Source organism: Methylobacterium sp. JK268 (genome assembly GCF_054052225.1).
Genome location: NZ_JBSVZN010000026.1, coordinates 58,223 through 78,732, shown reverse-complemented (window position 1 = coordinate 78,732; position 20,510 = coordinate 58,223). Strand labels below are relative to the sequence as shown.

The 20,510-nt window shown below is 72.5% G+C and carries 22 protein-coding genes; 9 read left to right on the top strand and 13 right to left on the bottom strand.

Translation table 11 applies throughout. The annotated features are described in order from the left end of the window. Window positions 1-15 precede the first annotated feature (15 nt). The 4 genes from ACW9J6_RS24095 to ACW9J6_RS24080 are packed head-to-tail and all read left to right on the top strand — an operon-like array spanning window position 16 to window position 3,515. A complete protein-coding gene (locus ACW9J6_RS24095; RefSeq protein ID WP_457115193.1) occupies window positions 16-1,428 on the top strand; it encodes a DUF6513 domain-containing protein in 1,413 nt (470 codons plus the stop codon). A gap of 4 nt (window positions 1,429-1,432) precedes the next feature. Continuing rightward, window positions 1,433-2,032 (top strand): DUF447 domain-containing protein, encoded by a 600-nt coding sequence (locus tag ACW9J6_RS24090; RefSeq protein WP_457115192.1) that lies wholly within the window; start codon window positions 1,433-1,435, stop codon window positions 2,030-2,032. 11 nt (window positions 2,033-2,043) lie between these two features. Next, a complete protein-coding gene (locus tag ACW9J6_RS24085) occupies window positions 2,044-2,583 on the top strand; it encodes an SRPBCC family protein (RefSeq protein ID WP_457115191.1) in 540 nt (179 codons plus the stop codon). Further along, the gene (locus ACW9J6_RS24080) at window positions 2,580-3,515 is read left to right on the top strand and encodes a YncE family protein (protein ID WP_457115190.1); all 936 of its coding nucleotides are present in this window, start codon (window positions 2,580-2,582) and stop codon (window positions 3,513-3,515) included. The genes ACW9J6_RS24085 and ACW9J6_RS24080 overlap by 4 nt, the downstream gene beginning before the upstream one ends. Before the next feature lie 53 nt (window positions 3,516-3,568). On the opposite strand, the gene ACW9J6_RS24075 is transcribed toward ACW9J6_RS24080, so the two are convergent. The 10 genes from ACW9J6_RS24075 to argC all read right to left on the bottom strand — a co-directional run bounded on the left by ACW9J6_RS24075 (window position 3,569) and on the right by argC (window position 10,851). Continuing rightward, the gene (locus ACW9J6_RS24075; RefSeq protein ID WP_457115189.1) at window positions 3,569-4,132 is read right to left on the bottom strand and encodes a hypothetical protein; all 564 of its coding nucleotides are present in this window, start codon (window positions 4,130-4,132) and stop codon (window positions 3,569-3,571) included. A 168-nt stretch (window positions 4,133-4,300) separates the two neighbouring features. Continuing rightward, window positions 4,301-4,630, bottom strand: coding sequence for a hypothetical protein (locus ACW9J6_RS24070; protein ID WP_457115188.1), 330 nt, complete (start codon window positions 4,628-4,630; stop codon window positions 4,301-4,303). A gap of 69 nt (window positions 4,631-4,699) precedes the next feature. Further along, the gene (ssuD, locus tag ACW9J6_RS24065; protein WP_457115187.1) at window positions 4,700-5,863 is read right to left on the bottom strand and encodes an FMNH2-dependent alkanesulfonate monooxygenase; all 1,164 of its coding nucleotides are present in this window, start codon (window positions 5,861-5,863) and stop codon (window positions 4,700-4,702) included. A gap of 364 nt (window positions 5,864-6,227) precedes the next feature. Continuing rightward, complete coding sequence (locus ACW9J6_RS24060; protein ID WP_457115186.1) at window positions 6,228-6,503, bottom strand: hypothetical protein; 276 nt, start codon at window positions 6,501-6,503, stop codon at window positions 6,228-6,230. A gap of 316 nt (window positions 6,504-6,819) precedes the next feature. Next, a complete protein-coding gene (locus ACW9J6_RS24055; RefSeq protein ID WP_457115185.1) occupies window positions 6,820-7,119 on the bottom strand; it encodes an AzlD family protein in 300 nt (99 codons plus the stop codon). Further along, window positions 7,116-7,835, bottom strand: a complete 720-nt coding sequence (locus ACW9J6_RS24050) for an AzlC family ABC transporter permease (RefSeq protein ID WP_457115184.1) — start codon at window positions 7,833-7,835, stop codon at window positions 7,116-7,118. Before ACW9J6_RS24050 ends, ACW9J6_RS24055 begins: the two co-directional genes overlap by 4 nt. 82 nt (window positions 7,836-7,917) lie before the next feature. Further along, entirely contained in the window at window positions 7,918-8,787 is an 870-nt protein-coding gene (locus tag ACW9J6_RS24045; RefSeq protein WP_457115183.1) for an AraC family transcriptional regulator, read from the bottom strand. Window positions 8,788-8,833: 46 nt separating this feature from the next. Beyond that, window positions 8,834-9,337, bottom strand: a complete 504-nt coding sequence (locus ACW9J6_RS24040; RefSeq protein ID WP_457115182.1) for a glutathione peroxidase — start codon at window positions 9,335-9,337, stop codon at window positions 8,834-8,836. 72 nt (window positions 9,338-9,409) lie between these two features. After that, window positions 9,410-9,892: a nuclear transport factor 2 family protein gene (locus ACW9J6_RS24035; protein WP_457115181.1), complete on the bottom strand. Its 483-nt coding sequence runs from the start codon at window positions 9,890-9,892 to the stop codon at window positions 9,410-9,412. 11 nt (window positions 9,893-9,903) lie between these two features. Continuing rightward, window positions 9,904-10,851, bottom strand: coding sequence for an N-acetyl-gamma-glutamyl-phosphate reductase (gene argC, locus ACW9J6_RS24030; RefSeq protein ID WP_457115180.1), 948 nt, complete (start codon window positions 10,849-10,851; stop codon window positions 9,904-9,906). Between the two features lie 184 nt (window positions 10,852-11,035). Here argC and ACW9J6_RS24025 point away from each other — a divergent pair, with 184 nt between their 5' ends. Beyond that, window positions 11,036-11,545 carry a DUF5872 domain-containing protein gene (locus tag ACW9J6_RS24025; RefSeq protein ID WP_457115179.1) on the top strand — a complete coding sequence of 170 codons (510 nt, stop codon included), beginning with the start codon at window positions 11,036-11,038 and terminating at the stop codon, window positions 11,543-11,545. Between the two features lie 631 nt (window positions 11,546-12,176). Here the strand turns inward: ACW9J6_RS24025 and ACW9J6_RS24020 are convergent. The 3 genes from ACW9J6_RS24020 to ACW9J6_RS24010 form a co-directional block, all read right to left on the bottom strand. Then, window positions 12,177-13,592 carry a caspase family protein gene (locus tag ACW9J6_RS24020; RefSeq protein WP_457115178.1) on the bottom strand — a complete coding sequence of 472 codons (1,416 nt, stop codon included), beginning with the start codon at window positions 13,590-13,592 and terminating at the stop codon, window positions 12,177-12,179. 120 nt (window positions 13,593-13,712) lie between these two features. Next, window positions 13,713-13,838, bottom strand: coding sequence for a hypothetical protein (locus ACW9J6_RS24015; RefSeq protein ID WP_457115177.1), 126 nt, complete (start codon window positions 13,836-13,838; stop codon window positions 13,713-13,715). 76 nt (window positions 13,839-13,914) lie between these two features. Continuing rightward, window positions 13,915-14,922, bottom strand: coding sequence for a DUF4399 domain-containing protein (locus tag ACW9J6_RS24010; RefSeq protein WP_457115176.1), 1,008 nt, complete (start codon window positions 14,920-14,922; stop codon window positions 13,915-13,917). 216 nt (window positions 14,923-15,138) lie between these two features. On the opposite strand from ACW9J6_RS24010, the gene ACW9J6_RS24005 reads away from it, so the two are divergent. The 4 genes from ACW9J6_RS24005 (at window position 15,139) to ACW9J6_RS23990 (ending at window position 20,504) form a co-directional block, all read left to right on the top strand. Continuing rightward, entirely contained in the window at window positions 15,139-16,770 is a 1,632-nt protein-coding gene (locus ACW9J6_RS24005) for an SUMF1/EgtB/PvdO family nonheme iron enzyme (protein WP_457115175.1), read from the top strand. 237 nt (window positions 16,771-17,007) lie between these two features. Further along, complete coding sequence (locus ACW9J6_RS24000; RefSeq protein ID WP_457115174.1) at window positions 17,008-18,336, top strand: S1C family serine protease; 1,329 nt, start codon at window positions 17,008-17,010, stop codon at window positions 18,334-18,336. 90 nt (window positions 18,337-18,426) lie between these two features. Beyond that, window positions 18,427-19,560, top strand: coding sequence for a M20 family metallopeptidase (locus ACW9J6_RS23995; RefSeq protein ID WP_457115173.1), 1,134 nt, complete (start codon window positions 18,427-18,429; stop codon window positions 19,558-19,560). A gap of 113 nt (window positions 19,561-19,673) precedes the next feature. After that, window positions 19,674-20,504 (top strand): DeoR/GlpR family DNA-binding transcription regulator, encoded by an 831-nt coding sequence (locus ACW9J6_RS23990; protein WP_457115172.1) that lies wholly within the window; start codon window positions 19,674-19,676, stop codon window positions 20,502-20,504. Window positions 20,505-20,510 lie beyond the last annotated feature (6 nt).

The following is a 20,510-nucleotide window of genomic DNA, read 5'->3' as shown; positions in this document are numbered from 1 at the left end:
CTCCGAGAGGCCCCGATGACGGAGCGCATCGTCTTCGTCACCGGCCGCCTCGCCCGGCCGCGCCTGGAGACAATCGTCGCCGCACTGCCCCCCGAGCGCTTCGCCGCCACCATCGCGGATGCGGGCGTGAAGGTCGCCGCGCTGATGACCGAGGAGATCATCCGCCGCCGCGTCAGCGTGCCGGAGGGGAGCGACCGCATCGTCCTGCCGGGCCGCTGCCGGGCCGACACCGCGGTGCTCGCGGCCCATTTCGGCGTGCCCGTCGAGCGCGGCCCCGACGAGATCGTCGATCTGCCGGCCTTCCTCGGGCTCGCCGGCCGCAAACCCGACCTGTCCCGGCACGACCTCAGGATCTTCTCGGAGATCGTCGACGCCTCGAAGCTGACGCCCGGGCAGATCCTCGCCCGCGCGCAGGACCTCGCCCGGCGCGGCGCCGACGTGATCGACCTCGGCGGCCTGCCCGACACGCCCTTCCCGCACCTGGAGGAGACGGTCCGGCTCCTGAAGGGCGCGGGCCTTCGGGTGAGCGTCGATTCCTTCGACCGCGACGAAATCGCCCGCGGGGCGAGGGCCGGCGCCGATTTTCTCCTCAGCCTCAACGAGGAGACACTCGACCTCGCCTTCGAGACCGACGCCGTGCCGGTGCTGGTGCCGGTGCGGCCCGACGACCTCGAGTCCCTCGACCGCGCCATCGCGCGGATGCGGGAGGCCGGAAAACCCTTCCTGGCCGACCCGATCCTGGAGCCGATCCATTTCGGCTTCGCGGCCTCCATCGTGCGCTACCACGAGACCCGCCGCCGCCACCCGGACATCGAGATGATGATGGGGACCGGCAACCTGACCGAACTCACCGAGGCCGACAGCCTCGGCGTGACGGCGCTTCTCGTCGGCCTGTGCTCGGAACTGGCGATCCGCAACGTGCTGATCGTGCAGGTCTCGAACCACACCCGCCGCACGGTCGAGGAGCACGACGCCGCCCGGCGGGTGATGTACGCGGCGCGCGCCGACGGCGCCCTGCCGAAGGGCTACGGGCGCCAGCTCCTGAGCCTCCACGACAAGCGCCCCTACACGCAGACGCCCGAGGAGATCGCGGCGCTCGCCGCGGAGGTGCGCGACCCCAATTACCGGGTGGCGGTCGCGGAGGACGGCGTGCACGTCTACAACCGGGCGATCCACGAGGTCGGCACCGACGCGATGGCGTTCTTCCCCGCCCTCGACGTGGCGGAGGATGGCGGCCACGCCTTCTACCTCGGCGGCGAATTGACCAAAGCCGAACTCGCCTGGCGGCTCGGCAAGCGCTACGTGCAGGACGAACCCTTGGACTGGGGCTGCGCGCTCGACGCGGTGGTGCAGGACACCACCACCTTCAAGGAGGTCGGCCACACCCTGCACGGGCGGAAACCGGCACGCGAATCCGAGGCGGAGTGAGGCCTTGCCCCTGATCCTGGAGACCATCGTCACCACGCAAGGGTCCGGGGGCAGCCTGCACCTCGTGCCCTTCGGCCTGATCCAGGACGGCCCCGACTTCATCCTCGCCCCGTTCCGCCCCTCCCCCACCATCGCGAATCTGGAGGCGAACCCGGTCTTTGCCGCGGCGGCGCCCGCCGACCTGCGGGTGATCGCCGGCTGCGTCACGGGGCGGCGGGACTGGGCCACCCTCCCCTGCGCCCGCATCCCGGGCCGGCGCCTCGCCGAGGCCTTCGGCCACCGGGAATTCGAGGTCGTGGCGGTCGAGGACGATCCGGTCCGGCCGCGCTTCCGCGGGCGGATCGTGCACGAGGAGGCCCACCGCCCCTTCGCGGGCTTCAACCGCGCGCAAGCGGCCGTGCTGGAGGCCGCGATCCTGTCGACGCGGCTCGACCGGCTGCCGCGCGAGAAAGTGCTCTCGGAGCTGCGATACCTGTTCATCGCGGTCTCCAAGACGGCCGGCCCCGCCGAGCGCGAGGCCTGGTCCTGGATCGAGGAGAAGGTCGCCGCCGCCCTCAGCCTGCGGGCGGAGGACCGGCTCCTCGTCGACGACACCGAGGCTTAGGAGGACGTCTGATGAAGCTGTTGCTCGGGAGCGCCGTCGCGGCGCTGGTCGCGCTGGCGCCGCTCGCCGCCGAGGCGCACGGCCCGACCCGCAAGAAGGTCGAGGAGAAGGTCGAGATCAACGCCCCGCCCGCCAAGGTCTGGGCCGTGGTCGGCAACTTCCAGGACATGAGCTGGCTGCCGCCGGTCGAGAAGACCGAGGGCAAGGGCGGCAACGAGGTCAAGGCCACCCGCACCCTCACCCTGAAGGGAGGCGCCACCGTCGAGGAGGAGCTCTACAAGTACAACGCCGAGCAGATGAGCCTGTCGTACCGCATCAACAAGGTCGACGTGAAAGTGCTGCCGGTCAACAACTACTCCTCCACGATCAAGGTCGAGCCGGCCGGCGACGGCAAGTCGACCGTGAGCTGGGACGGCGCGTTCTACCGCGGCTTCATGAACAACGATCCGCCGCCCGAGCTGAGCGACGAGGCGGCCGTGAAGGCGGTGACCGACCTGTACAAGGCGGGCCTGGAGAACCTGAAGGCGAAGATCGAGAAGAGCGGTTCGTGAGGCAACTCCTCGCGGGGCTCCTCCTCGGCGCCGGGCTGGCTCTGCCGGCCGGCGCCGAGGAGGCGGTGGTCACGGCGCAGAACGCGAACGCGGTCGACATCGTCGATCTCGACGCCGCCCAGGTCGTGGCGCGGCTCGCGGTGCCGGGCGCCCCGGCCGGAATCGCGCTCTCGCCCGACCGGGCGCGGGCCTACGTCACCGCACCGGAGGGCAAGGCGCTCGTGGTCATCGACCTCGCGGCGCGCGCGGTCGTCGGCCGGGTCGCCCTGGAGGGCGGCCCCCTCGGCGTCGGGGTGAACCCGGCGGACGGCACGGTCTACGTGGCGGATTGGTACGCCAAGCGCCTCTGGGTGGTGGATCCGGGGAGCCTCGCGGTGACGGGCGAGATCGCGGTCGGCACCTCGCCCTCCGGCCTCGCGGTGACGCCGGACGGCGGGACGATCCTGGTCACCGACCGGGACGACGACGCGGTCTCGGTCATCGACGCGCGCACCCGCCAGCGGGTCGGCGTGGTGAAGGTCGGGACGCGGCCCTTCGGCGTGACGATCGACCGGGAGGGCAAGCGGGCCTACACGGCGAATGTCGGCTCGAACGACGTCTCGGTGATCGACATCGCGTCGCGGCGCGCGGTCGGCCAGGTCGGGGTGGGCGAGCGGCCCTACGTGGTGGCGCTGACCGGCGGGCGGGCCTTCGTGACGGACCAGTACGGCGGCACAGTCAGCACCTTCGACCTCGCCACCCTGGCGCCGGGGCCCCGGATCGAGGTCGGCGAGTACCCGGAGGGCATCGCGGCGAGCCGGGACGGGCGGCGGGTCTACGTGGCGAACTGGGAGTCGAACACGGTCAGCGTGATCGACACCGGAAGCCTGCGCGTGACCGGCGCGATCAAGACCTCGGACGGACCGCGGGCCTTTGGGGATTTCCTCCGGTAGGACCCGAGCCTCCGCGGAGGCACACGCGGTTCGTGGCCCCGGGACGCCCCGCGTCAGGCCGTCTTGTCGCGACGAAAGAAGCTGAATGCCGACGTGACAGCCGCGCCCGCGGCATCGGCAGCCTGTGCGGCCGCGCCGAACGCCTGACTCGCCAGCCCGGTCCCCGTCTCCGGAATCGCCGCGGCCTCCTCGGACGGAGCCGCCATCGCGGCCGCGCGCGCGACCGCCGCCTGGGCGACATCGCGGTCGTTCCGGATCAGGGCCGCGAGGCCCGCATCCGCCATGGCGACGATCGTGCCCCCGTCGAGAAAAGTCGCCTCGACCACGGCCAGTGATCGCGGTTCGTCACTCACGGCACCCAGACCTGCGCCGAGGGCGCCCGCGGCAAGCGCCAGCGGGGCCGATAGTTCGAGCGACGAGGCGACGGCCAGTCCGCCCTTGATCCCGTTCAGCAATTGCCCCGACCAGCGGGGCGCAGATCTCACATCGCCGTGGACCTCGACAGCGATGATGGATTCGACACCGTGCTCCCGCCCGTCCGGTGTCTTGAGCAGCCCGGCGGTATAGTGACCGGTTCCCTTTCCGCAAGACCCTGCGATGATCTGGAGAGATGTCATGGGGCAGCCGCAACGTTCATGACGTTAGGTCAATTTTGCACAGCGCACGAACTTTCTCAAGCGCGTAACGGATAACGACTCTCAAAGCCACCCCGGCGGCATGCCTGCGGCACCGCCGTCCAGGGTGCATGAGCGGGTCGGACAATGGCCAGATCCGGTTGAAACCTTCTACCGCCCCATCCGCCGCACCCGCATCGCCCGGTAGATCGCCGGATGCGCGCCGGCCATCCTCTCGGGCGGTGGGAGGATCACCTCGATCACCGGCGGCTCCGTCGCGGGCTGCGCAGGCGCCGCCTCGGTCGCCGCGCGGCGCGGAACCGGCCGTATCGCACGCTCCGCGCGCCGCGCGATCAGCGACAGGGTCGCGAAGGCGACGAGGGCCGCGAGGCCGGTGAACACCGTGCCCCAGGACGGCGCCGGCGCCACCATCATCGCGATGAGGCCGGCGACCGCGCAGAGAGCGGCGAGGGTTCTCGCGATGGTCACGGCGGTGGGCATGCCGCAGCGTCACATGGCCGTCTCGCCGCCCGGTGAAAGCGATCGCTCGAATGCGCGCGATCGCCCGGATCAGTGCGCGCCGACGCGGCGGTTCGGCACGATGTCGTTGGCGATCACCTCGCCGAACGGGCCGTCGTTGCGGGCGTGGCGCGGCCCCGTCCCGGTCGTCGCCCTCAGGGGCAGCTTCGGGAAGACCAGCTCGGCGAAGCGGTAGGCCTCCTCCAGGTGCGGGTAGCCCGACAGGATGAAGCGGTCGATGCCGAGATCGATATACTCCTTCATCCGGTCCGCGACCTGATCGGCCGAGCCGACGAGGGCGGTGCCGGCGCCGCCGCGCACCAGCCCGACGCCGGCCCAGAGATTCGGCGAGACCAGGAGCTTGCCGCGGTCGCCCCCGTGGAGCGCCATCATGCGGCTCTGGCCGACCGAATCCTGGCGCTTCAGCGTGGCCTGGGCCCGCGCGATGGTGTCGTCGTCGAGCCGGGAGATCAGGCTCTCGGCGGCCTCCCAGGCCTCGCCCTCGGTCTCGCGCACGATCACGTGCAAGCGGATCCCGTACGAGAAGGTCTTGCCCTTCGCAGCGGCGGCCTCGCGGGCGCGGGCTATCTTCTCGGCCACCTGCGCGGGCGGCTCGCCCCAGGTCAGGTAGACGTCGCAATGCTCGGCCGCGACCGCGATCCCGGCCTCCGAGGAGCCGCCGAAATAGAGCGGCGGGCCGGAGGGCTGCACCGGCTGGTAGATCAGGCGGCCGGCCTCGGCGCGCAGATGGGTGCCGGTGTAGGTGACGGTCTCGCCCGCCATCAGGCCGCGCCAGATGTGCAGGAACTCGTCCGTGACGACGTAGCGCGCGTCGTGGTCGAGGAAGACGCCGTCGCCGCGCAGTTCCACCGGGTCGCCGCCCGTCACCACGTTGATGAGGAGGCGCCCGTCCGAGATCCGGTCGAGGGTCGCGGCCATGCGGGCCGCCACCGACGGTTCCTGCAGGCCGGGCCGCACGGCGACGAGGAAGCGCAGGCGCTTGGTGGCAGGCGCCAGCGCCGAGGCGACGATCCAGGAGTCCTCGCAGGAGCGCCCGGTGGGCAGCAGCACGCCGTAATAGCCGAGATCGTCGGCCGCCTGGGCGATCTGGCGCAGGTAATTGAGCGAGACCTCGCGCGCGCCCTCGCTGGCGCCGAGGTAGCGGCCGTCGCCGTGGGTCGGCAGGAACCAGAGAACGTCGGTCTGTGCGGTCATCGGGGTCGTCCTGGGCCTCGTCCGGACGATGCGCGAAGCCGGTCCGCCCTCCCGGCGAACCGACCCCTGTCCTGCGATCGTCGTTGAACCGCGAGGGTAGCCCGCGAGACCTCGACGTCAATTTCGGATTTCAGCCAGAACAGAGATGAAAATTCTCGTATTCTGCTAAGATACAAAAGTTTCCTACTGTCGCGAGGATGGCTCGACACGAACGAGAAAGAGCCGCACGCGGCGGCCCCTTCCATCACGGTGTCAGAAACCCGCCAGCGCCGTCACGGTGCCGAACGCCGTCAGAACGAGCGTCCCGGCGAACACGCCGATCATCGCGTCGGAGAAGCCCTTCAGGAGCATTCCCGCCCCCGGATCAGCACAGGTTCCCGCCGGCGGTCTGGCCGTACTGCTTCACCGGGCGGGTCTGCTGGTTGGCATTGCTCTCGGCGGCCGAGCTCATCGGGCAGGACTCGTAGAACGGCCCGTCATGGACGCCCAGCGGCGCCGTACGCCCAAGCGCGCCGGTGGCGTCGACGTCGGAGGGACCATAGGCCTGGTGGCGGGCCGGCGGGTCGAAGGCCAGGGCGGTGGAGACCGGGGCGGCACCGATCGCGAGGGCGGCGAGGGTGGCGGCGATCAGGGTCTTCATCTGTGTCTCGTCTCCGTGATGCGGCGCATCCCGTAAGGATCGACGTCCGCGGTGTGAGATGGATGTAGCCCGGGAACGGCTTTCGCGACGTGCGGTTCCGCACGCCGCGAAGAGGATGAAAAGACTAATAACTGGACTGACGCAGAATTCCCGGGGCTCTGCCGCCATTTGGCGGGATATTTCGCCGCATGCAGGATTAAACACTTACGTCATTAGGGAGCGCGGCGCGACGAGGAGAGGAACCGGACGCGCGTTGCTTCGTTGCTTCGCACTGCAACGCAGTCTGTTGTACAATGTGTCGCAGTGCACCCGGGCATCAGGGAATCGCGCGCAGCGCCACGACGGCCGCGACCCCGATCGCCACGGTGGCGAGCAGCGGCAGGCGGGTCGCCGCGAGCGCCGCGAGGGCGGCCGCGCAGGTCTCGCGCCAGCCGGTGGCGAGGGCCGAGGGAGCGATGAGGGCCGTGAGCACCGCGGCCGGGATCGCCTCGAACGCGGCCCGCGCGCGTCCGGTCGGGGCGAGGCGTCCGGCCAGGAAGAGGCCGGCGATCCGGGTCGCGTAGGTGATCGCCGCCATGGCCAGGATGGCGGCGAGCGCGCCGGGATCGGGGATCATCGCGGCGCCTCCCCGGGCGCGGCCAGGGCGGCGGCGAGGATCCCGGCGCCGGCACCCGCGGCGACGTGCCAGGGCGGCCCGAGGAGGAGAGCGGTCCCGGCCGCCGCCAGGCCGCTGGCGGCGATCGCCGCGGCGCCCGCGCGGGTCCGCCCGAACCCCGCGACGAGCCCGATGAACAGGGCCGTGAAGGCGAAGTCCGCCCCGACCCGGCGCGGATCGCCGAGCATGGAGCCGGCGCAGGCGCCGAGGAGGGACCAGACCAGCCAGGAGATCCAGTAGACCGCACCCATCGTCCCGAAATAGGCCGGGGTGAGGGGCCGCCGGACGGCCCGGCGCTCCGCGAAGGCCCAGGTCTCGTCGACCATGACGGCGAGCCAGAGGAGTTTCTGGCGGCGCGAGAAGCGGCCGAGGCGGGGCGCGAGCGAGGCCCCCATCAGCACGTGGCGCAGGTTGATCAGGAGCGTCGAGAAGACGAGCGCCCCGACCGGGACCGGGTGCGACCAGATCTCGACCGCCGCGAACTGGGCGCCGCCCGCGAAGACGAGCGCGGACATCGCGCCGACATCGAGGACGGTGAGGCCCTTGGCGGCCGCGAGGGCGCCGAACAGGAGCCCGATCGGCACCGCGGCGACGGCCGGCGCCGCGATGTCGCGCAGACCCGCCGCCACCTCGGCGCGAAACCCCTCCCCGTCCTCCCGGGCCACGATCCCGTGCATCGACCATCCTCCCGGCACCCCTCGGCGGGCGCGTCGCCGCCTCATGACGGAAGGGCGCGGGACGGGTCTTGGACGAAAGTGCTCAGGGCGCGGCGGTGCGGAACGCCCCGGGGGTGACGCCGAGCCGGGCCTTGAAGGCCCGCGTGAGGTGGCTCTGGTCGAAGAAGCCGCAGGCGAGCGCGACCTCGGCCGGACCTTCCCCCGTCGCCAGGCGGCGGCAGGCGAGGCGGATCCGGCGGTCGATCAGGTAGGCGTGCGGCGCGAGGCCGGTCTCCGCCCGGAAGGCGCGGATGAGATGGCTGCGCGAGAGGCCCGCCACGCGCGACAGCGTCGCGAGGTCGACCTCCTCCTGCACGCAGGCGTCGAGGAAGTCGCGGGCCCGCGCCACCCCGGCGCGGGCGGGCGCGCGGGGCGGCGGCGTGCCGACGGCGAAGCGGGCGATCAGGGCCGAGAGGAATTCGACCAGCGCCTCGTCGGCCGCCAGCACGCCGCCGTCGCCGGGGCCGGGCCGGAGCCGCCCGAGGATCTCCGCCAGGGCGCGGGCGAGGCCGGGGGCGCGCATCACGGAATCGGGGAAGTGGGGCGGCCCCGGCAGGGGCCGGCCCGCCACCTCCTCGGCGACTTCCTGCATCAGGGCGGCGGAGGGGTAGAAGGTCCGGTAGACGAAGCCCGCCCCGTGCGGCGCCCCGTCGTGGAGCTCCTCCGGGCCGACGATGGCGATCGTGCCGGCATCGGCATAGTGCTGGACGCCGCGGTGGAAGAAGGTCTCGCAGCCCGCCTGGATCGACGCGATGGCGTAGGTCTCGTGGGTGTGCCGGACATAGGCGTAGCGCCGGAAGGTGGCGGCGAGGCAGCCGAGATCCCCGTAGCGCGCTACGCGCCAGAAGCGGGTGACGTCGCCCTTCCCGGCGAGGGCGGGGTCGAGGTCGGGCTGGGGATCGGGCGTGGTCATGGGCCGAAGGCTATCCCGGCGTCACGGACCGCGCGAGCGGCCCGCCTCAGGCCGGTACCGGCGCCGGCTCCCGCAGGGCCGCCACGATCGCCGCTTCCAGGGAGGCGGGCCGCGTGAGCGGCGGGTAGCGGCCGATCACCCGCCCGTCGCGGCCGACCAGGAACTTCGTGAAGTTCCACTTGATCGCTCGGGTCCCCAGCAGGCCCGGCCGGGCGCGGGTGAGGTGCGCGAAGAGCGGGTCCGCCTCCGGCCCGTTCACCGCCACCTTGGCGAGGACCGGGAAGGTGACATCGTAGCTCAGGCGGCAGAACCTGGCGATCTCCTCGGCGTCGCCGGGCTCCTGGGCGCCGAACTGGTTGCAGGGGAAGCCGAGGACGACGAGGCCCGCGTCGCGATGCCGGCGCCAGAGCGCCTCCAGCCCCTCGTATTGCGGGGTGAAGCCGCAGCGCGACGCGGTGTTGACGATCAGCAGCACCTGGCCGCGGTAGCGGGCGAGCGGATGCGCCGCGCCGTCGGCCGCGGCGGGCGCGAAGTCGTGGATCCCTGTCATGGGCGGATCATGTCGGCCCGGCGGCGGACTCGGCAAGGGGGAACGGACACGCCGTCCGCAGGCCCCGCCCGGTCAGAGCCCGAGATCGCTCAGGCCCGGGTGATCCTCCGGCCGCGGCCCGAGCGGCCAGTGGAAGCGGCGGTCCTCGGCGGAGATCGGGACGTCGTTGATGGAGGCCTCGCGCCGGCGCATCAGGCCGGTCTCGGTGAACTCCCACTGCTCGTTGCCGTGGGAGCGGTACCAGTGCCCCGAATCGTCGTGCCACTCGTAGGCGAACCGCACCGCGATGCGGTTCTCGTGGAAAGCCCAGACCTCCTTGATCAGCCGGTAATCGAGCTCCCGCGCCCATTTGCGGGTCAGGAACGCGACGATGGCGGGCCGCCCGGAGAAGAACTCCGCGCGGTTCCGCCAGCGGCTGTCGGGCGTGTAGGCGAGCGAGACCCGCACCGGATCGCGGTGGTTCCAGGCATCCTCCGCGGCGCGCGCCTTGCGCGCCGCGCTCTCCGCCGTGAAGGGCGGAAGGGGCGGGCGGCTCTCGGGATTCGCTTCCGTCACATCCGCCTCCCTCAGGCGAGGTCGAGCATCAGGTGCAGGTTCTGCACCGCCGCCCCGGACGCGCCCTTGCCGAGATTGTCGAGGCGCGCGACCAGCACCGCCTGCCCGTGCGCCTCGGACCCAAACACCCGCAATTCGAGCGCGTCCGTGTCGTTGAGGGCCTCGGGCTCCAGGCGCTCGCGATGGGCGCCCTCCTCGGCCCCGGTGACCACGCGCACGAGGGTCTCGCCCGCGTAGCGCGCCACGAGGGCCCGTTCGAGGTCGCCCGGGGTCGGCCGGCCCGGCAGGGTGTCGAGGTGGAGCGGGATCGACACCAGCATCCCCTGCCGGAAATTGCCGACCGAGGGCACGAAGATCGGGCGCCGGGTCAGGCCGCTATAGGCCTGCGTCTCCGCCAGGTGCTTGTGCGCGAAGCCGAGGCCGTAGAGTTCGAAGGCCGGGGCGGCGCCAGCCTCGTAGGCCTCGATCATCTTGCGCCCGCCGCCGCTGTAGCCGCTGACCGCGTTGATGCTGATGGGGAAATCCGCCGGGATCAGCCCCGCATCGACGAGGGGGCGCAGGAGCGCGATGGCGCCGGTCGGGTAGCAGCCCGGATTGGCGACGCGCCGCGCGGCGCGCAGCTTCGCCCGCTGCTCGGGGGCCAGTTCGGCGAAGCCGTAGGTCCAGCCGGGCGCCACCCGGTGGGCGGTGCTGGCGTCGAGGATGCGCGGGCCGCCGCCCGGCAGCCCGTCGGCCATCGCCACGGTCTCCTTGGCGGCATCGTCCGGCAGGCACAGCACCACGAGGTCGACCTCGGCCATGAGCGCGCGCTTGGCCTGAGGGTCCTTGCGTTGCTCGTGGGGGAGCGAGCGCAGGGTGATGGCCTGGGATGTCTCCAATCGCTCGCGGATGCCGAGGCCGGTCGTGCCGGCCTCGCCGTCGATGAAGACGCTGGGGCGGTTCTGGACTGTCGGGCTCATGGCAGGCTCCGCGCGGCGCCGTGACCGGGCGCCGGGACACCAGGTGGATGGGGTCGACGCTCCGCTAAGTCAACCGGCGATCGCCGCGAGCGCGCGCAGGCGTGATCCGCCGCCGCGGAACCGCCGCCACCGCGTCCGGTTGCGGAGTCCGAGATCACCGTGATTCAGCAGGATGAGGACGATTATGGCCGGGACAGCCAAGAAGAGCGATCCGAAGCTCTGGGATCGCGTGAAGGACAAGGTCACGCGGTCGAGCAAGGGCGGCAAGCCCGGGCAATGGTCGGCCCGCAAGGCGCAGCTCGCCGTCCACGACTACAAGGAGGCGGGCGGCGGCTACGAGGGCAAGAAGACCTCCGACAACCACCTGACGCAGTGGACCGAGGAGGAGTGGGGCACGAAGTCGGGCGAGAAGAGCGGCGAGACCGGCGAGCGCTACCTGCCGAAGGCGGCGCGGGAGGGTCTGAGCGGCAAGGACTACGCCCGCACGACGGCCAAGAAGCGGTCGGACACCGCGAAGGGGAAGCAGTTCTCCCGTCAGCCGAAGGACGTCGCGGAGAAGGCCGCCCCAGCCCGGCGCCATCCGGCCACCGGCCGGACCAAGGCGGATCTGCTGAAGGCCGCCCGCGCGAAGAACATTCCGGGCCGCTCGTCGATGTCGAAGAGCGAGCTGGAGCGGGCGCTCGGCGGGCGGTGACCGGCGGATGGGTGCGGCGCAGGTGACCCGTCTCCCCAATGCGGGATACCTGTGCACACATCGTTGTAGCCGGCTCATCAGCTGAACGCGCCTGGAAGACACAACACTCCTCATGCTGAGGTGCTGCGCAGCAGCCTCGAAGCACCCTCGCCCGTCAATCCACGATAGGAGCGCCTTGGATCCGCTGTTCTGGGGTGCTTCGAGGCTCCCTTCGGTCGCACCTCAGCATGAGGGGGTGGATTTGTTGCCATGAGCGGGATTTGAAGCTCTGACTCACCATCACCTGACTGGGTGAAATCGACCGGTCTTCCGATCCATCCGCTCGAAGTGTGATCGATCGGGCCGATCATCCTTTCGATACGGAACGTGTTTTCCGATGCGGCGTGCGCCCGTCGCCCCTCTTCGCAGGACGGCGGCCTTCGGAGCAGGCGCGGCGGGACGAAGTCCCGCCGAGAGGGGCCGGCACGACGCTGATCCCGCTGGCGCTCTCCACCGCGCTCCCGATCGATCCTGAAGCGTGATTCCCCTCTTGCAGGATTGCGTCCTGACCCGCCCCTGTCCGTGCGGCGCCCTCCCCCGCGGAGGCGGGAGGGCCGCACCGGACCCAGGGCGTTAAGGTTAACGGCGCACCCTATTCCTCACCGACGCTTTCCCGCAGGCGCTGCACCTGCGGGCGCAGGTCTTGGCAGGTCAGATCGCGGGCGAAGCGGTCGATGGCCTGGGGGTCGCGGGTGGTGCGCAGCTGCGCGAGGAGCCGCGCCTCCTGCTCGCAGCCGCCGGCGAGCGTCCCCCGCGCGGCGACCATCGGCACCGGCGCCGGCTCGGGCACGGCCGGCGGCGACGCCGGGCCGGAGCTTTCGAGAAGACGGGCGACCTGGGGCCGCAGGGCGTCGCAGGTCATCTCCTGCGCGAAGCGCGCCAGACCGTCCCGGTCGCGGGCCGTGCGCAGGCGGGCCAGCCGCTCGGCCTCCCGGTGGCAGGCGCCGGCCGGGCCGGGCGGGGCCGCGGGAGCCACCGCCGCCGTCGCCGGATCGCGGTCCGCCGGACGGGTCGGGGGCAGCGGCCGCCGCTCGGGGCCGATCGCGGAGGTCTCGGTCGGCCCGTTCCGGCTCCCGAGGGACAATTTGGCGACCTGCGCGCGGGCGAGGTCGGCGTAGAAGCCCGTCCCGTGGGTCGACAGGAACGAGGTCCAGGCCTCCCGGGTGCCGACCCGCTCGGCGAGTTCGTAGTCGCGCCGCGCCTCCCGCCCGCCCGCACCCGCGTCGGCGGGCGGCGCGTCGGGCACCAGCGCGGTGGTGGCGCCCCCCAGCGACCCGTACACGAAGGGCTCCTGCTTGCCGCCGGTGAGGTGCAGCACCTCGTCGCGCACCCGCCCGAAGGCGACCCGCACGTCGAGGCCCGGCACCGCGAGGTGCTTGAGGAGCGCGGTGGTGAAGGGGCTGTGCTCGCCGGCGCCGTCCTCCGCCACCGAGCCCGCCTTGGCCGCGAAGGCCACCAGGGTGTCGCTGGCCGCCGGCTCGACCTTGGCGAGCCCGCTCGCCGCGGCGCGCAGGCTGACCATGCGCTGCATGCCGGCGCCGAAAGGGTTGTTGCGGCAGGCGTCGAGGATGACGAGGCGCAGGCGCCGGGCGGGCTCGATCGCCCGCGTCACCCGCTCGAGGGCGAGGCCCTCGTCCTCGACGTCGAAGTCGCTGCGCAGCCGGGCATCGGTCGGGATCAGGTAGTTGACGCCCGAGACCTCGATCCCGTGCCCGGCGAAGTAGACCAGCGCGATGTCGGCGTCGCGGGCCACCAGCATGAACTCGCGCACCGCGCGCTTCAGCTCGACCGTGCCGAGGTCCTGCCGCAGATCGACGGAATCGAAGCCCGCGCGGCGCAGCATCTCGGCCACGGCGGCCGCGTCGCGGCCCGGATTGGACAGGGCCGGCACGGTGCGGTAGGCGGCGTTGCCGATCACCAGCGCCACGCGCCGGTCGGCCGCCCACCCCTCCGCCGGCCCGACCAGGCAACCCGCCAGGATCAGGATCGTCCCGAGCTTCCAGCGCATCGCCGCCTCCCGGCGCCGCTCCCGGCGGCGCCCTCGTCTCCCGAAACATCCCGCCGAGCCGCGGCGCAGCATGCGCCGGTCGCGGGGATGGACGCAATGGCCGCCCGGTCGCGGGCGGGATCAGGCGCGGCGCGCGCCCGGGTGGCGGATCACCCGCGCGGGGGTTGCCTGGGGCTGCGCGGGCTTGTCGGGGAACCACACCTTGACGGATTCGCCGGTGCGGGGGTCCAGGATCGTGAGGGTCATCGACGCCTCCCAGTGAGCGATGCCCGCACCATTCCACGCCTCGGCCGGCCCGGATGTGACGGGACGCACCCGTGCCTCAGCGCCAGCGGCGCGGCGGCCCCATCGGCGGCCGCTCCTGCACCAGGCGCGCCCGCTGCGGCGGGACCCGGCGCCGCTGCGCCACCCGCGCCCGCGGCGGCCGCCCCGTCAGGGTGACGAGGATCCGGACCGGCTGCGAGAAGACCGGCGGGTCGTGGGGGACGTGCTCCTCGTCCGCCAGGAGGAGCTGGAGCGTATGCCGGCCGGGCGGGAGCGTCACCCGGGCCTCGGTCTGCCCCGCCCCGAAATGCAGGTGGTTGAAGTCGTTGGGGATCGGCCGGTCGAGGGGCGGCAGCGGCGTGTCGATCAGCAGGTGGTGGTGGCCGGTATTCGCCTTCACCACGCCCGCCGGCGCCACGCCCATGTTGTTCAGGCCGAACCGCACCAGGAAGCTGCGCGGCACGGTGGCGCCGGGTGCCGGATTGGCGATGTAGACCCGGGCGCCCTTCGGCGAGGGCCGCCGCTGGCCCGCGGGCTTGGGTCCCGCCGGGGCGCCGGCTGCCGCCGCGGCGGCGGCCATCCCGGCCGGCGCGCCCTCCCGCACCACGACCCGGATCCGCTCCGACAGGACCGGCGGCGAGTGGGGGACGTGCTTGTGGTCGCCGAGGAGGAGCTGGAGCGTGTGCTCGCCGGGGGTCAGGTCGAGCTCGGCCTCGGTCTGCCCCGCCCCGAAATGCAGGTGGTTGAAGTCGTTGGGGATCGGCTGGTCGAGGGGCGGCAGGTCGGCGTCGATCAGCAGGTGGTGGTGGCCGGCATGCTCGCGCGGCACGCCCGCGGGCGCGATCCCCATGCCGTGCAGGCCGAAATGGATGACGCTCTTCGGCGGGATCACGGCCCCGTCCCTGACATCCACGAAGTAGACGCCGGCCCCGGCCGGGGCCGGCGAGGGGCCGCCCCGCGGCGCCTCCTGCGCGCAGGCGGGACCCGGGAGGAGCCCCACCGTGAGACCCTCGGCGAGACTCGGCCCGATCAGCAGCAGAGCCGGCAAAAGCCTGTTCCCACGCATCGCCCTCTCCCCTCGTGCCGTCACCGGTCGCGCGTATTCCCTCGACAACTTACCACATCCGCCGCACTGTTCTGTCTTTTACTGCGCAAAGACCAGTCGAAGCGCGTCTTCGAAAGCGACAAAATGCCGCAAAAGGAGAATTCCGCTATCGTGACGGGGCGATTCGTTGTTGCCTGTGCTGCGGGTTGCGCGATGACGTGGGTGCACGAGTCGGCCATGAGAGGGTCCGGAGCGGTCGCGCGCGGGATGGTCCTCGCGTGGCTCGTCCTCCTGGGATCGCTGCCGGGTCTCGGCGCCGGCGCGGCCCGGACGCGCGCGGTGGTCGTCGAGTCGAGCCCGCGGCTCGCCCTGGTGCTGAGCAACTCCGCCTATTCCGGGAGCGGCGACCCGCTAGGCACGAACCGCACGGCCCGGCTCGTCGCGGACGAGCTGGCGCGCCTGGGCTTCGCGGTGGAGCTGGGCGAGAACCTGACACGGGCGCAGATGCAGCAGCGGGTCGGCGAGGCCGCCGCCCGCCTCGGGCGCGGCTCGGTGGCGGTGCTGTTCTACAACGGCTACGCGATCCGCTCCGGCCAGCAGAACTTCCTGATCCCGGTCGGGGCCGCCGTGCGGTCCGAGATCCAGGTGCGCCAGGAGGGTCTCGACCTCGATTCGGTCCTCGCCGAGTTCGGTCGCCGCGGCGCGGCGACCCGCATCGCGATCGTGGACGCGGCGCGGCGGAACCCCTTCGAGGAGAGCTTCCGGCGTCCGCCCGAGGGCCTCGCGGCCCTGGAGATGCGCGACGGCATGCTGGCGATCTTCAGCGCCGCCCTCGACCGGCCGCCGGCCGAGGCGGATGACGGCGGCCTGTTCACCCGCGAGCTCGTCCGCCAGATCGGGACGCCGGGCCTGAGCGCCGAGCAGGCCTTCGCCCGGACCCGGATGGCGGTCGCCCGGGCGACGGGGGCGCAGCGGGTGCCCTGGGTGTCCTCCTCGCTCCTCGACGACGTCTACTTCGTGCAGCCGGACGCCGCCCCGCAGGCGCCGCCCCGGCAGGCGCCGCCGCGCGCGGCCCCGCCGGCCGACGCCGAGGCGGCACCGCCCGCCCCCGCCCCGGCACCGCCCCCGCCCGCCCCGGCGGAGGGCGGCCTGCGCCCCGGCGAGACCTTCCGCGACTGCCCGACCTGTCCCGAGTTGGTGGTCGTTCCGCCGGGCGACTTCGTGATGGGCGGCGAGGCCGAGTACGAGAAGCCGGCCCACCGGGTGACGATCCGGCGCTCCTTCGCGATCGGCCGGCACGAGGTGACCTTCGCGCAGTGGGACGCCTGCGTGGCCGCCGGCGGCTGCAAGGGCGACGTGGATGACCACGGCTTCGGCCGCGGCGACCGCCCGGTGATCGATGTGAGCTTCGACGACGCGCAGGGCTACCTGCGCTGGCTCTCGGCCCAGACCCGCCAGCCTTACAGGCTGCCGAGCGAGGCGGAGTGGGAATACGCCGCCCGTGCGGGGACGGTGTCGCCGTTCTGGTGGGGCGCGGCGGCGGGCCGCGACCGGGCGAATTGCGAGGATTGCGGGCCGGCCCCCGCCCGCCGGACGCTCCCGGTCGGCTCCTACCGGCCGAACGCCTTCGGGCTCTACGACACGGCCGGCAACGCCGCCGAGTGGGTGGAGGATTGCTGGAACGCGAGCTACCGCGGCGCGCCCACGGACGGCGCGGCGTGGCGCGGGGGCACCTGCGACCTGCGCGTGCTGCGCGGCGGCTCCTTCGTGGGCCGCGCCGGCCTCGCCCGATCGGGCGCCCGCTTCCGCTACGACCACGACATCCGCTACTACGCCAACGGCTTCCGGGTCGTGCGCGAGATGCCGTGACGCTCTTTCCAGCAACACAACACTGTTGACTTGCGCGAGATTGTCTCCAGTTTCATTGCAACCGGGGAGGCATCGATGTGCAGACCTCTCGTCCTCATTCTTTTGATGTTCCTCCCTCTTGCCGCGCAGGCCAGGTCCGGACCGCCCGGCTACGACCAGGCCGAAGTCAACATCGAGCGCTCGTTCTCACCGGATGAACGTCTGATCTTACAAACCCTGCTGATCTCGGCAGGTTATATGAATTCGGTTCCAAATATCGATTTTTCTCCGCGACAATTCGAGTTCATCCAGAGATTTCAGAGCGAGAATGGCTTCGTTCCGAACGGGATCATCTCCCGAGCGCAGATCGAGACCCTGAAGCAGCTGGCCTTCCCGGCTCTGCGGCTGTGGGGGTTCCGCAAGGTCGGACACCCGGTCATGGGCGCTCCGATCTGGATCCCGATCGGACTGGCCTCGCAGGTGACCCGCACCGAGGCGGGCGTGACCTACGCGGATCCGAAGGGACGCCTGAAGGTGGTGCACGGCGCCTTCCGGTCCGACATCCGCGCCGCCTTCGCGGACCTCCTCGACAAGTACGCCCGCGAGGGCACGACGGTGCATTACCGCGTCATGAAGGACGGCTGGTTCGTCCTGTCGATCACCACCGCCAAGGGCGTCGACGGCTACCTGCGCTATCATCAGGTCGGCGGGATGATGCTCGGCTTCACGCTCACCTGGGACAACGCGCTGGGCGACGTCTCGGGCGAGCGGGCGGCGATCCTGATGTCGTCGTCCCTGGTCTCGGCCCTGGCCGGCGCGCCTTTCGTCGATCCGCCGGATCCCTCGACCCTCGCGCCCCCGTCCCCGCCCCCGTCCCCGCCGCCGGTCGCGGCCGCGCCGCCCCCCGCCCCGCCGCTGCAGGAGGCCGCCGTGACCCCCGTCCCGCCGCGGGAGCGCCGCTTCTCCTCGGGGACCGGTTTCTTCGTGGCCGAGGACGGGCGCCTCGTGACGAACCATCACGTCATTCGGGAATGCGGCGCGATCGCTGTGCGTCTCGCCGACGGCAGCACGGCCCAAGCCCGGCTCCTCGCCGCCGACGCCACGAACGACCTCGCGCTCGTGAAGACCGACCTGCGTCCGCGCCGCGTCGCGACCCTGCGGATCGGCGCGCGGCTCGGGGAGGGCGTGGCGGCCTTCGGCTACCCGCACGCCGACATCCTCGCCTCGACGGGAAACTTCACCCTCGGCAACGTGACGGCGCTCGCCGGGGTGGGCGACGACAGCCGCCACTACCAGATCTCGGCGCCGGTCCAGAGCGGCAATTCCGGCGGCCCGCTCCTCGATGCGGGCGGCAACGTCGTCGGCGTCGTGGTGGCCAAGCTCGACGCGCTGAAGCTGGTGGTGGCGAACGGCGACCTGCCGCAGAACGTGAACTTCGCCGTCAAGGGCGCGCTCCTGGCGACGTTCCTCGACACCTACCAGGTGCCGCTGCGGGTCGGGACGCTGGGGGAGACGCCCCTCCCCCCGGCGGATCTCGCGGAGATCGCCAAGAGCCTGAGCGCCTTCGTGGTCTGCGAGATGCGGTGAGGATGCAGGGCAGGGCCGCGCGCCCGGCGCCTTGCGCCCGCCGCCTTCGCGGGGGATGGGCGGGGATCCGTCCCCGTGGAGGCTCCGACCATGTCCCGTGATCCCGCCGCCCTCTCGTCCGACGAGGCCGTCGCCGCCATCGGCCGCTGGCTCGCGGTCGAGAGCCCGACCCACGATGCGGGCGGGGTCAACCGGATGATGGACCTCGTCGCCGCCGAGGCGGAGGCGGCCGACATCCCGTGGGAGCGGGTCGGCGGCAAGGACGGGCTCGGCGACAGCCTGATCCTGCGGGCGGGTCCGCAGACCGGCGAGCCGGCGCTCCTGGTCCTGTCGCACCTCGACACGGTGCACCCGGTCGGGACCCTGGCGGCGGACCTGCCGGTGCGGGTCGAGGGCGACCGGCTCTACGGGCCGGGCGTCTACGACATGAAGGGCGGCGCGTGGCTCGCCCTGCAGGGCTTCCTGGCGGCCGCGAAGGGCGGCGCGGCGCGGCGCCCGCTGGTGTTCCTGTTCACCGGCGACGAGGAGATCGGCTCGCCCACGACGCGGGGCCTGATCGAGGATCTGGGCCGGCGGGCGGCGGCGGTGCTCGTCACCGAGCCGTGCCGGGACGACGGCAAGGTGGTGACCGGCCGCAAGGGCGTCGGGCGCTTCGATCTCCACGTCGAGGGCCGCCCCGCCCATGCGGGCAGCCGACACCCCGACGGCCGCAACGCCATCCGGGAGGCCGCGCGGCTCATCCTCGCGATCGAGGCCATGACCGACTACGACAGGGGCATCACCACCACGGTGGGGCTGATCCAGGGCGGCACGGCGGAGAACGTGATCCCGCAGCATTGCCGCTTCACGGCGGACCTGCGCGTGGTCACGGAGGCGGACGGGCGCGCCTGCGTGGCGCGAATCCTCGGCCTCGCCGCGGCCCCGGACTTCGCCCTGACGGTGACCGGCGGCATGAACCGGCCGCCCTATCCGCGCTCGGAAACGACGGGCGGGCTCTACGCCCATGCGAGGCGGATCGCCGAGGAGGAGTTGGGCTTTCCCCTCGGCGAGGTGCCGCTCACCGGGGGCGGGTCGGACGGCAATTTCACGGCGGCGCTCGGCGTGCCGACCCTCGACGGCCTCGGCATCGACGGCGACGGCGCCCACACGCTCCGCGAATACGGGCTGATCTCCTCGATCGCGCCGCGCAGCCGGCTGATGCGGCGGATGCTGGAGACGCTTTAGGGGCGTCGGGCGGCTCCGCTCCCGGATTCGGGCCGCGGGCGGGCCCGCTTCATCGACGGGGTCCGCCATGCGATCATGGCCTCCCCCTTCGAAGCGCCCCGCATCGCGAGCCCATGGCCGGTCGAGACGACACCAGCATCGAGAGCCGCAGCAACCCCGTCCTCGGCGCCGAGCGCCAGCGCGACATCCTGACGATGATCGGCCGCGGCGAGATCATCTCCGTCAGCGGCCTCGCGGAGCGGTTCGGCGTCTCCCACGAGACCATCCGCCGCGACATCCGCGGCCTGCAGGAGGCGGGTCGCCTGCGCCGGATCCGCGGCGGCGCCGCGCCGGCCCTCCACCTGGACCGCACGGCCCGGCGGCCGGTCGCCGAACGGCTGAGCGTCGATGCGGATGCCAAGCTGGCGGCGGCCCGCGCGGCGCTGCCGCTCTTCGCGCCGGACATGAACGTCTATCTCGGCGGCAGTTCGACGATGCTCCTGCTCGCGGGCGAACTGGCGCGCAGCGGCCGGAAGCTGACCGTCACCACCAACATGCTCGACATCGCCACGGTGCTCTCGGAAGCCGGACCAGTCACCGTCACGCTGCTCGGCGGCGTGCTCGATCCCCGCACGCGCACCACCGGCGGGCCCGATCTGATGAAGGCCCTGGAATGCCGGCTGTTCGACCTCGCCGTCATGGGCGCGAGCGCCATCCACCCGGAATTCGGCGTCCTCGGCCCGACGCGCGCGCACGGCATCCTCGGCGACCTGCTCGCCTCGCGCGCGGCCCGCAGCGCCTTCGTGGCCCATGCGGGGAAGTTCGGCCGGCGCGACGCCTACACGGTGCGCCCGCCGGCGCAGATCGGGGCGGTGGCGACCGACCGGCGGCCGCCCGAACCTGTCGTGGCGCCGTTGGAATCGGTCGGCATGATCCTGCTGCTGCCCAACCGGGACGTCCCGTAGGGCGCC